Raw genomic sequence first — 11929 nt, 5'->3', positions numbered from 1 at the left:
ATCAACTTTCTCAGTATGAGGTTTTTTATAAAAATAAAAATACTAACTTTTAGAATGCAATCTCTTATTAAGAGAGCCGTGGTCCATTTCCATTTAAGAACAAGAAATTCTAGTTTCTATTAGCTCGTTTTTGTCACCTTTCAGCTCTGTCACGAAAAGTCTCATATTGATGGTAAGGGGAACTGCGTAGACTCCGGCGGATTTTGGGCATGCCGAGACCCCGTTCGGCTACGCTGAGGAGGCTCGGCCGAACGCTAGCTGCAAGCGGAGCAGTTCCCCTCACCATCCAGCGCACATTGATTGACAGAGCCCTAGACAGATCCTTTTCGAATTAATATGACCGTACGAATTGTAACCCTTTTAAACTATAGACGTTTTAATGAGAATTGTATAGTTATCAAGGGAAAATGTCATAAATTTGCCGATTTTCAAAGGGGATGAAAAAATATCCAGAAACCATGTTACATGAGCAAAGGATTAGGGAAGAGTATAATAGAGATAACAAATTAATTGAGGTGATTTGGATGAAGGTGTATATAACAACGGGAACGCATGAATTTCTGCAAAAATTAATGAATCGGCATACAGATGAAAAAATGATCTTATTGCAAGGGAAAGATGCCATGCTGCTTCATGAGACAACTGGAGAAAGTGTCTTTGAATCCCCACGCAAATATGAAATCGTCGATCAATCTGGTGAGCTTGTAAATGAAGGGTATGTAGTGTTCAATAATATTCCGGTTACAGATGAAGGCCGTCCGCTATTTGAGTACCGCTTTAAAAATCGGGCAGGACTGATCGAAGAAGTTCCGGGCTTTACGGCCATACGTGTTCTTCGTCCATTAGAATCGGATACATATGTGATTATGACACAATGGGAAGACGAGAGAAACTTCATTGCCTGGCAGGAGTCAGAGCAATACAAAAAAGCACATGAAAAGCGCGGGACGGAAGAAGGAATTGATAATAAGAAGGATATTTTCCCCCGCGCTTCCTATGTAAGTGAATATCATGTAACAGGTCAAGAGTAATACATAAGCTGCCCGATCCGAGGCAGCTTTTTATTTTCCTGAATGACAACTACTCGCCGGTCCCCCAAACTTAACAATTACACTTAAAGTGTACATACATAATTACAAATTATTAACAGTATACTTTATCGTATTGGCATAGATATTTACTTTGCATTTATTTACAACACACCTTATATGAAAGGAGTTGAGTACCAATGAGTCAAACGTGTTTGCTTCTGATTGACTTTCAAAAGGCATTTAGTCATCCTTCATGGGGAAAGCGAAATAATCCTGGTATGGAAGAAAACGCCTTTCAGCTTCTTCGCGCCTGGAGAGAGAAGTCATGTCCGGTCGTTCATGTACAGCATTCTTCCAATGATATGGAATCACAACTGCATTCAAGCTGCTCAGGTTTCGATTTTATAGACGAATTCCGCCCTTTACGAAACGAAAAGCAAATCATTAAGCATGTCAACAGCGCCTTTATCGATACGGACCTGGATTTATATTTAAAGAGGGAAAAGTTCAAATACCTTGTAGTGATGGGATTTACGACGAATCACTGTGTATCCACTACGGTTCGCATGGCACAGAACTTAGGTTATGATGTGACTGTTCCTTTTGATGCCACAGCATGCTTCGAAACGTATTCGTATGATGGTTCTTTATTTTCTGCTGAAATTGTTCACGGTCTGTCGCTGGCTAATCTTCATCATGAATTCGCCACCATCTCTTCAACAGAAACCATACTATCTTCACGATTCAAATTTAGCAAACCTGTTACTTTCTAAGTAACTTTTCTGTTCCCGCAAAAGGGGCTTAGTCAAGGGGAGTGATACCATTCCCTTTGACTAAGCCCCTTTGCGTTATTTTTAGTGAAAGTCTGCCTATTTTTTCGTATTATTACTGTATAATATCCCATTCCGATTCGCATATATCGCTGCCTGGGTACGATCGGCCACTCCGAGCTTACTCAGGATATTGCTTACATGAGTCTTAACAGTTTTTATCCCTATGAAAAGTTCTTCAGAAATTTCCTGATTCGTCATCCCTTCTCCCAGGCATTTCAATACATCCATTTCTCTCGACGTCAGCTCTTCATGAGGCAATACTTCCTGAGGGCGGAAGCGGTTCATCATTTTATCCGCTACTTTTGAGGCAATGACGGACTCCCCCTTCATCGCTTTATAAATAGCCGATGTCACTTCTTCGGCACTTGCCGTTTTCAACAAATAACTATGAGCTCCTGCTTCAATGGCAGGAAACACTTTTTCATCATCATAGTAGCTTGTAAGTATAATGATTTTACATTGTGGATGGAAGGTTAAGATCTTCTTTGTGGCTTCGATACCATTCCCATTCTCCATTAATAAATCCATCAGAATCACATCGGGCATATACAGCTTCGCAAGCTGAGCCGCTTCATTACCGCTTTTCGCTTCCCCTAGGAATTCGATCCGATCCTCTGTAAGCAAATAGGTTTTTATTCCTAATCTAACCATTTCGTGATCATCTACAATCATCACCTTTACCTTATCCACCTGATTTCCCCCTTTGGTTTAGACTGGAATCCGCAGGTCAATATACGTTCCTTCTTTCTCTTTTGAACGAATTTGAAACAATCCCCCGATTTCCTCGGCACGCTCTCTCATCGTCTGAAGTCCGTACGATGTCATCTTGTTTTCTCTCAGGTTAAAACCTCTTCCATTGTCACTTATGTACAGTGAGACATAACCATCCTTTTTCTCCGTCACAATCTTCACTTTCGTTGCTTCTGAGTGACGCAGGATATTGGAAAGGCTCTCCTGAATAATCCTGAACATATGGGTTTCAGTCCCCTTTGAAAGATTCTCAATCCCATCGAGGCTTGCTTCGATTTCAATCTGAGTTTTTTCCTTTAATTCTCTAATTAATATGGTTAACGCTTCACAAAGACCTTCACCTTTTAAATCGATTGGTCGTAAATGAAGAAGGAGAGCCCTCATCTCACCTTGCGCTTTCCCAGCAATTTCAGCCACTTGTGTTACAATCGTCCCGACCTTTTCAGGATCTGTGTCCATGCTTTTTTGGGCGGCAGAAGAAAGCATATTCAACGCGAATAATTGCTGACTGACTGAATCATGAAGATCCCGCGCAAGTCTTTGCCGCTCTTCCATTACAGCTGCCTGGTGAGCTTGATCGGCAAGCTCGGATTTTTCATCAGCTAATCTCTGCAATGATTTCACCTGTTCTTGAATGAACACAGCAAGCTGATTCAACTCATCCGATAAGATTCCAAGCTCGTCGTGTTCGTATCGGTCCACCCTTGCTGAAAACTTCCCACTTCTTAGCAACGTTACAAAGGTGGAAATATCATCAATTCTTCTTTTAAATGTATATCCAGTACGAAATCCGAAATAAATGCTTAATAATAGAAGAATGCTTGCCAGCCAAATGGTTAAATAGAGTGATACTTTAAGAGTGATGCCTGGACTATTAGATAAGTACAGATAGACTTGCATGGATATAAAGAAAAGCAAGACAGCCATGGTGGACATCATGAAAAAGCTTTTAAAGATCCAATTGCGAATGTTTGAAGACTTTTCCATGTTCTAACCTCCTTTTATCGGATAAATCGTCTCCGATCACACTCGGCTGATTCGAATCGATCCTATTTTCACATTAACATTCAGTTTGATTTTTTTGCTTGCAAGCTCGTATTCAGGTGAACGGTAATATAGCTCTGAACGAAGATCCGCGGACTTCTGGTCAAATAATTTAATATCTCCTACCTGTACTTTCAAGGTGATCTCCACTGGTAGGTTTTCTGGAATGATCATCTTTACATCACCTATCCAGCCACTGATATCAATTGGCGTTTCCCCTTCTGGTATAAAGGCTTTACTGAAGTCAAAATAGTAATCTCCAATGGCATTGTAAAGATTCATTGATTCCAGTGGCCAGTTAGGCTCGGAAAAACGTATATCCCCGACAATGAAACCTTTGTTCATTTTATTCTTTTTTTGAAGGATTTTCTCCCCAAACGGCTGATTTTCAAATCCTATTTGCGATGCTTCCTCTTTATTTGGTGATTCATTGCTTATGCTAATCTTGATGGGTTTATTTCTTCCCACTCTATTAATGGCAATAGCAATTATAAAGAGAGGCCATAGTTTCCACCAGCTTCCATAGTCAAAATCCACTACATCATACCCATCCAGTATAATGAGTCCCCCTAAAACCATACTGAACAGTCCAAACAGTAACTTCCCAAAGCTTCCCTTCAAAAAACTGTCTACCGTCCACTTCACGCCAAGGAGCACAAACAAAATTGGAATGATATTGACAAATATCTGCGTTATTTCCAAGGAAATGACACCAATATTCAATAGTAATAACAACAATCCTATCGCCATCAACAGGAACGAGAAAAACCATTGTTTTCTTCCCCTATACCTCATACCAGCACCACCTTCACATCTACTATTAGTTTCGCTATAAATGAATAAATTCCTGTTACTACATTCATTATAGATTGTTTTCACTCGTGTATAGAGGAGCATCGGCATGATTCTGCCTCGGTCTCGAGACGGAAAAAATGTTTCTAACCTAAATCACACCTTATCACTTTTTTCATAATCTATAGTACAGATCAGGGCATATGCCTAAAGTTTGAGGAACGATTTAGAGGAGGTTTTTTCTAATGGGGATTGATTTAACGGCTCTTCATTGGATTTATTTAGCTTTCATAGGATTCATCATCCTATTCATGATTTTCCGGAAAGACACCACGATTGTATGTATCCTGGGAATCTTCAGTATTGCCCTGGTGGCAACAGGATCGTTAAGCGGATCGATTAGTAGTATATTTAATAGCTTTATCTTTGCCATTACGGAATTGTTATCTACCATTCTCGTGATTTCCATTATCGTAGCAATGAGTAAAGGACTGACTACTACCGGTATTAACGATGTCATGATCCGCCCGTTTACAAAGTTCATCCGGACACCGGCCCTTGCATACTGGACAATCGGTCTTGTGATGATGTTTATATCTTGGTTTTTCTGGCCTTCGCCTGCAGTAGCCCTCCTGGGTGCCGTGTTAGTACCAGTCGCCCTTAGAGTCGGATTACCCGCTCTTGGAATCGCCATGGCCATGAACCTATTCGGTCACGGTATCGCCCTTTCAGGTGACTTTGTCATTCAGGCAGCTCCGAAGTTAACGGCCGACGCAGCAGGAATACCTGTCTCAGATGTTATTTCTGCAAGTATCCCCCTTATTATTGTGATGGGCGTCGTCACAACTGTCACCGCTTTTCTATTTCTTAAACGAGATATGAAAAATGGAATCCTAAAAGTGGATTCAAGCGCCATTGCATCTATTGATAAGGATCCGGAGGAGTCAACTAATCTGTTATCTACACGATGGAAACGAACAATTGCCATCCTTATCCCTATTTTATTTGCCCTTGATATTACCGCTATGGTCCTATTTGATCTACAAGGGGGAGATGCAACGGCACTGATCGGTGGAACATCCATCATCATTCTTCTCTTGATTTCATTGGCTGCCTATAAAGGAAAGGGATTGGAGAAAACGACGAGCTTCATGATTGATGGCTTTCAGTTTGGATTTAAAGTGTTTGGTCCCGTGATTCCGATCGCCGCTTTCTTTTACTTGGGAGATTCAGGGTTTCAAACGATTATCGGCGACTTCCTTCCTTCAGCCTCTCAAGGAATCGTCAACGACCTCGGGGCATCACTGGCTGCCGTCGTTCCCCTGTCTACAGCAGTGGGGGCGATCACCCTAACAACCGTTGGAGCGATCACGGGTCTTGATGGATCCGGCTTTTCCGGTATCTCCCTAGCAGGTTCCGTAGCCAATCTATTCGCAGATAGCATTGGGTCAGGTGTTGCAACCCTGACCGCCCTCGGGCAAGTCGCAGCCATCTGGGTCGGCGGTGGAACACTCGTCCCATGGGCCCTCATCCCGGCTGCTGCCATCTGTGGAGTCGATCCATTCGAACTCGCACGGCGTAACATGCTTCCTGTCGTCATCGGATTAATAGCTACAACAATCGTGGCGATGTTTTTGATTTGAACATAGTGAGGGACGGACCTTGAAACAAGGTCCGTCCCTCTATTTTTCTTGTTTTGGCCGCTTCTCATAGAGAAAGATGCACAGTATGAAAAAGGAGTATCCAAGTAGGTATCCGGCTGCGACGTCTGATGGATAGTGAGCCTGTTCCACTATTCTGCTGAGACCTGTCAGCAGGGAAAGGAGGATTGCCAGGATATAGAGGCTCACTTTCATTCCAGTAGAAGTGATCTCTCTGCTTATGAAGTATGCAATGACGAGTAAGAAGACAAGTCCCACCATGGCATGGCCGCTAGGAAAGCTGAACCCTTCCTCGCCATGTGAAAATGGAGGTCTATCTCTTTCCATCAAACCTTTGATTGTTTTATTCAGAACGTTACTCCCGGCTACCAGGACAACAACGGTGATGATTCCAACAAAGTCCTTCTTGACCCACCAAAGGTATAAAATAAGGGCGATGGATGCGATCCCAATCACTAATTCAGTACCTATTACGGAAAACAATTCTATTAAGTGAAGGTTGCTCATGTTGGACAAGAGGTACTCATCACCTAAAATCTCCATCTCATAAAAAATAAAATGTGCGATTGTCATAAACAGTACAAATGAAATGATGGCCGTTATGTATTGAAACTTCTTCATCTTGATCCTCCTTGAATTTCACTCTAATTACCCACTTCCCTCTCAATATTTAGTGTTATAATATTCGTAATATTCATCAAATATTAGGAGGTTGTGCACTTGCTGAATGAATTATATCAGAAACTAGAAGAACGTTGGATAGAAATGGTTGAGATTAGAAGATTTCTCCATCAACATCCCGAACTTTCCTTCCAAGAGAAAAATACAGCTGCATACATTGCTGATTACTACAAGAAAATCGGGGTTCCGATCCTGGAACAAGTGGGTGGCAATGGGGTAGTAGCAAGAATCGAGGGAGCCCTGCCGGGAAAAACAGTGGCACTTCGTGCAGACTTTGACGCCCTCCCCATCCAGGATGAAAAGGATGTGGAATATCGGTCCACCGTTCCAGGCGTTATGCATGCATGTGGCCATGACGGTCATACAGCAACACTGTTAGTATTGGGTAAAACCCTGCATGAAATGCGTGGTAAGCTTTCAGGTACAGTGGTTCTTATTCATCAGCATGCTGAAGAATATGCACCAGGTGGAGCGAAACCCATGATTGAAGCGGGCTGCCTGGATGGAGTGGATGTTATTTTCGGAACTCATTTATGGTCAAGTGAACCTCTCGGAAAAATTCTATATCGGACAGGTCCAATCATGGCTGCTGCTGATAGATTTGAAATCGTCATCAAGGGGTCCGGCGGTCACGGGGCACAACCTCATAAAACGAAGGATTCCATCGTGATCGGGGCTCAGGTCGTTTCCGAACTTCAGCAAATTGTCAGCAGAAGAGTGAATCCTATTCATCCTGCCGTCGTAACAATTGGTTCGTTTATGGCAGATAACGCATTTAATGTGATTGCCGATTCCGCTAAACTCATTGGGACAGTCCGTACATTCAATCCTGAGGTGAGAGATTTTATTGAAGAAGAAATCGAACAGATTCTGAAAGGTGCATGTCTTTCAGCCCGTTGTGAGTATGAATATGTTTATGAACGCGGATATCCTGCTGTCGTGAATCACGCAGGGGAAACGGATTTGTTGATTCAAAGTGTTGATACAATTGATGAAGTTCATAGTGTGGAGGAAATTGAAATACAAATGGGCGGGGAAGATTTCTCTCATTACTTAGAACATATAAAGGGTACCTTCTTTTTTACGGGAGCCAAACCGGAAAATGTTGAAGTTGCCTTTCCCCACCATCATCCCAAGTTTGATATTAACGAAAAGGCTCTCCTGATAGCCGCTAAATCACTGGCGTCTGCTACCATTCAATACCAAGAAAGACATTCTGTCTCAGAGACGGTGACAAAATAACTCATAATAAAGGATCAGGTCCCATAAGGCCTGATCCTTTACTCTTAATAAAAGCGATGATTTTTTTCAATCTTACTTACCACCAATACCCACCAGATCAAAAGCGGTTGAAACAATAACCTCACCCAAAGCAGTACTACATTCGCTTCCTCTTTCCCTGGAGCAGGAATTTCTTTAATGGCCGCATAAATATTTGCGGGGAAGATGAGAACTAAATAAATCGCAGTGATAATCCCTGCTTTTTCACGAGTCTTTGGAATGAGCAGAAGTACTGCCAATATAAACTCGATCATTCCCGTAATATACACGATTTCTTCCCTTAGAGGTATGAATTCAGGGATCATTTTGGCGAATCCTTGAGCTTCAATAAAGTGAAACACCCCTGCTAAAAAGAAGAAGAATGAGAATAGAATAAGTCCTAACACTTTCAATCCTTTCTTGCGTTTGTTCATCTATTTCACACCTCACTATAATAATGATTACGTACTTTCTAACTATACCTGAATATTCAGAGGAAATAAAAAGATGCGTTTGTATTCCGTTTCCCTGCCAATATCCCTCAAAAAAAAGATCGACCATAACGTCGACCTCTCCTCACTCCTACTATTCTAAATCATGAAAGTACCGAATCCGATAAGCATATTTTGCCACTTCACCCAATTGATCAAGAAGTTGATAGTTTGCATAGGCTCCCACCACAGCCCCTACCCCGGGAATGAGTTGAAACAATTTCACGAAATCAATGTAATCCCGATACTCCTGCTGGAAAGTTCGCCAGTCCAATCCCTTCAATTTTTCTTTTTCCACATCCCAGTTTTCGATGATGTCGAGGACATGTTTTTTATGAGAATCACTGGAGAATGCAAGCTGAAAGACATAAAGCAGAAACAGGCGTTCCTCATATTGTTTTGTATCATAGCCGTGAATGGCAGAGCATTCGCTTAGAAATTTCATTTTAATTGATAAAAGCAACGGAAAATCTGCCAAACCGAGAAAGATTCCACCTGCACCAGTTCCTGCTCCTTCAATCGTAGCCGCTTTCCGGTAAAATTCCATACGTTCCTTCATCAGCGCTTCTCTTTCCTTCAGTGAAGACTTCACAGAGCCGTGCTGAAGGGGTACCCACTCGCTTCCCTTTAACGTTACTTCCACCATCTTCTTGATGCTTTCCGTTACCACTTTATGTGCTTTCTCAGGGATCCATTGGTTCACTTTTGTTTGAGCTTGTTTAGAAACCCTTTGGAAGATGGAAGATTTTCTACTGAATTTACGTTTCCAGGAATCAAGCTCTTCTCTTTCATGGTTCACACTGAACCACCATCCTTTTTTTCTATTTACTCAATCTATACGTTTCTTCCTGCCGGATCGTTTCACTAAAATAATGTTTCATCCATCTTCTTCAATCGCTGCACTAAGTAGAACTGACTGAATAGAAGTGAAAATGCCAATCCGACCAGTAGCGTAATCAACCCTTCTATCCATGCACCCTTTAAAAATAGAGGCAGTGAAAACACAACCGCCTGGATCACCATTGCCTGATTTATGATTTTTTGAAAAGAAGACTTCTTTAATTCCCTTGATACAGGATAAATGAGAACCCAGATTTTATAATCAAACCGTTTAAACAAAGGGATCAGCTGAAAAGCTGTTAAGTAAAGAAACACTAATGCCGTCAAAATACTGAAGATAAAAGAAGAATTCGAATAAATTAGCAGCATTCCGATCAAGGTTAACCGAATGTAAAGACCCGAATATTCACTTGTTCTCACCAAAGACCGAAGATACAAATATCGATAGGTCGATGCTTGAGAGAAAGGCGTTCGCACAAGTCCATCAAGCCATTTCCTCCGGTGCACCTTCCCTTTCAGCTTAGGCACATCCGTGAACATATTGGCGATTCGATAAAAGATCAGCATCCGCTGCTGCTCCAGATTGATTAACAGATCCCACTTAAGATTTTTACCTTTTGTTGATTGAAAAAAGTACAACGCATACCCGAGCATGATGAAGGCAACAACGATGACCATCCAGAATTCAGCGCCCGATAGCACTAAGAATAGGAGAGAACCGCTTAATAAAAACCGCAAAAAGCTGTCGGTCCAATGAGCTTCCTTTTCCTGAAAGCGCAGCATGAACCAGCGTACATATAGATTCCATATCTTTAATGCTAATACAAAGCCAAGTAACGGAAAGAAGCTTCCAAAGCTGCTACCGGATACGGCTACATACATTGGCATGAGTGCAGCCAGTACGAGCAGTTGAATGTATGATTGAAACATGAAACTCATCCAGATGCATTTGGTGAAATAGCTCGATAAACGCCCCTCTAACGGTAAAAGAAACACGGCGTCCGCTTCTCTTAAGAACGTATAGACGGGACTCCATGCCAATAATAAGCCCAGGATCACCGCCATGATGAGTGGTGCAGGGAAAGCTGGATCCAGGGTTTTTACCCACTGATTATATGTATACGCTGCTCCTCCCAGTGCAAAAATCAGGACGAATAGTAAATGATCGTTAAACATGTATTTCAAATACTTTTGAAGCTCCTGATTATACTCTACAATTCGTTTCTTCCAAATACTTTCCACCTTATTCATCATGGGATTCTTCCTTTGTCAGCTGGATATAAATATCATCTAATGTTGCACCCGCCATGGAAAATTCCTTCCGCAGCTCCTGAAGCGTTCCTTTTGCACGAATTTTCCCTTCATGAAGGATGATGAAAGAGTCACAATATCTTTCTGCAGTTGCTAAAATATGCGTCGACATCAGTATTCCGGCACCGTTTTGCTTCATCTCCTGCATCCAGTCAAGCAGTGACTGAATCCCGAGTGGATCTAATCCAACAAAAGGCTCGTCAATGATATAGAGACTGGGCTGAATCAGAAAAGCGCACATGATCATCACCTTTTGTTTCATCCCTTTTGAAAAGTGTGCAGGAAACCAGCTCATCTTCTTCTCCATACGAAAGGCCTTCAACAGTTTATCAATTCTTCCTTTATACTCAGACTCTGATAAGCCGTAAGCCATGGCCGTCAGCTTTAAATGCTCTTCAAGGGTAAGCTCATCATAAAGAATCGGTGTTTCCGGTATGTATGAAAACTGCTTTCGATACTGATCGGCATCACTCTTCAAGGTATGACCATTAATGGACACTTCTCCTTGCTTTGCTTCCATTAGACCGATTATATGCTTGATAGTCGTACTTTTCCCTGCTCCGTTCAGGCCGATTAATCCGACAATTTCATTTGAATGTATGGAAAATGATATATCCTTTAATACCGGTTTTCGGGTATATCCGCCAACCAGGTGTTTGATTTCTAGTAATGACACGAGCAGCAACGTCCTTTCTCTTCTACATGGTTTTCTCTATTTTATCAAAATTTCATGGTAAAGGCATTGTTAATCCAATTTCTCATTCCACATTTTAACATTCATAACAATACTCGATTTGCACATCATAATATTTGAAGGGGCCAGCAATAAGAAAAAGGGGATGGTTGTTAAAGACCAGCTAACCAATTTCACTATTGTTTGCGACTGTAAGGATTGTCGTCTTCTATAGTGAATGACACACTCACCATATTCATTTGTTCAAAAAATTGATAAATGAGGTGTTTGTTAAAGCACACTTTGACTGAATCAACTTACTTTATTAGCTTATTAAGCTTAGGAGATAAGGGGATGGTCACATTGCACAAAGTCATTCATGTTTCTAATGGTTTACACATATCATCCTTATAGCAAATGAGGTGTTTGTCCAAGACGGCTAACAGTTTCTATTGTCTGAATTGCTTAAATAGCGAAAAGATAAGGGGATGGTCGCATTGAACAATTTTCATTCTAACTTAAGAATGTATCACTACAGAAGCTACTAGCGAATGAGGTGTTT

Annotated in this window: 12 protein-coding genes; 4 read left to right on the top strand and 8 right to left on the bottom strand. The window is 41.5% G+C overall.

The genetic code is table 11. From position 1 onward, the window contains the following. The first annotated feature begins 524 nt into the window (after nucleotides 1-524). Together FZC88_RS00865 and FZC88_RS00860 are read left to right on the top strand one after the other, a co-directional pair. Entirely contained in the window at nucleotides 525-1031 is a 507-nt protein-coding gene (locus FZC88_RS00865) for an antibiotic biosynthesis monooxygenase family protein (protein ID WP_148994248.1), read from the top strand. A 197-nt stretch (nucleotides 1032-1228) separates the two neighbouring features. Continuing rightward, entirely contained in the window at nucleotides 1229-1804 is a 576-nt protein-coding gene (locus tag FZC88_RS00860) for a cysteine hydrolase family protein (protein WP_148993318.1), read from the top strand. 96 nt (nucleotides 1805-1900) lie between these two features. On the opposite strand, the gene FZC88_RS00855 is transcribed toward FZC88_RS00860, so the two are convergent. From FZC88_RS00855 to liaF, 3 genes are read right to left on the bottom strand one after another with little or no spacing between them, the layout of a single operon-like run. Next, nucleotides 1901-2536, bottom strand: a complete 636-nt coding sequence (locus FZC88_RS00855) for a response regulator transcription factor (RefSeq protein WP_148994247.1) — start codon at nucleotides 2534-2536, stop codon at nucleotides 1901-1903. 36 nt (nucleotides 2537-2572) lie between these two features. After that, the gene (locus tag FZC88_RS00850) at nucleotides 2573-3601 is read right to left on the bottom strand and encodes a sensor histidine kinase (protein ID WP_262371584.1); all 1029 of its coding nucleotides are present in this window, start codon (nucleotides 3599-3601) and stop codon (nucleotides 2573-2575) included. 36 nt (nucleotides 3602-3637) lie between these two features. Then, on the bottom strand, nucleotides 3638-4453 hold the full coding sequence (liaF, locus tag FZC88_RS00845) for a cell wall-active antibiotics response protein LiaF (protein ID WP_187443472.1): 816 nt from the start codon (nucleotides 4451-4453) through the stop codon (nucleotides 3638-3640). 242 nt (nucleotides 4454-4695) lie between these two features. On the opposite strand from liaF, the gene FZC88_RS00840 reads away from it, so the two are divergent. Further along, a complete protein-coding gene (locus FZC88_RS00840) occupies nucleotides 4696-6093 on the top strand; it encodes a hypothetical protein (RefSeq protein ID WP_148993316.1) in 1398 nt (465 codons plus the stop codon). A gap of 39 nt (nucleotides 6094-6132) precedes the next feature. On the opposite strand, the gene FZC88_RS00835 is transcribed toward FZC88_RS00840, so the two are convergent. Then, the gene (locus tag FZC88_RS00835; protein ID WP_148993315.1) at nucleotides 6133-6732 is read right to left on the bottom strand and encodes a phosphatase PAP2 family protein; all 600 of its coding nucleotides are present in this window, start codon (nucleotides 6730-6732) and stop codon (nucleotides 6133-6135) included. Between the two features lie 99 nt (nucleotides 6733-6831). On the opposite strand from FZC88_RS00835, the gene FZC88_RS00830 reads away from it, so the two are divergent. Then, nucleotides 6832-8034, top strand: coding sequence for a M20 family metallopeptidase (locus tag FZC88_RS00830; protein ID WP_148993314.1), 1203 nt, complete (start codon nucleotides 6832-6834; stop codon nucleotides 8032-8034). Nucleotides 8035-8078: 44 nt separating this feature from the next. Here the strand turns inward: FZC88_RS00830 and FZC88_RS00825 are convergent, their stop codons facing one another. The 4 genes from FZC88_RS00825 to FZC88_RS00810 all read right to left on the bottom strand — a co-directional run bounded on the left by FZC88_RS00825 (nucleotide 8079) and on the right by FZC88_RS00810 (nucleotide 11370). Next, nucleotides 8079-8486, bottom strand: coding sequence for a DoxX family protein (locus FZC88_RS00825; protein WP_148993313.1), 408 nt, complete (start codon nucleotides 8484-8486; stop codon nucleotides 8079-8081). A gap of 151 nt (nucleotides 8487-8637) precedes the next feature. Continuing rightward, the gene (locus FZC88_RS00820; protein WP_148993312.1) at nucleotides 8638-9342 is read right to left on the bottom strand and encodes an EcsC family protein; all 705 of its coding nucleotides are present in this window, start codon (nucleotides 9340-9342) and stop codon (nucleotides 8638-8640) included. A gap of 65 nt (nucleotides 9343-9407) precedes the next feature. Then, a complete protein-coding gene (locus FZC88_RS00815) occupies nucleotides 9408-10637 on the bottom strand; it encodes an ABC transporter permease (protein WP_262371580.1) in 1230 nt (409 codons plus the stop codon). Continuing rightward, nucleotides 10627-11370: an ABC transporter ATP-binding protein gene (locus FZC88_RS00810; protein WP_148993311.1), complete on the bottom strand. Its 744-nt coding sequence runs from the start codon at nucleotides 11368-11370 to the stop codon at nucleotides 10627-10629. Before FZC88_RS00810 ends, FZC88_RS00815 begins: the two co-directional genes overlap by 11 nt. Nucleotides 11371-11929 lie beyond the last annotated feature (559 nt).

The sequence above is a fragment of the Rossellomorea aquimaris genome, assembly GCF_008180865.1.
In the GTDB taxonomy this organism is placed as follows: domain Bacteria; phylum Bacillota; class Bacilli; order Bacillales; family Bacillaceae_B; genus Rossellomorea; species Rossellomorea yichunensis.
Note: the sequence above shows the minus strand (reverse complement) of the source record. Positions and strands in the feature narration are given on the sequence as shown.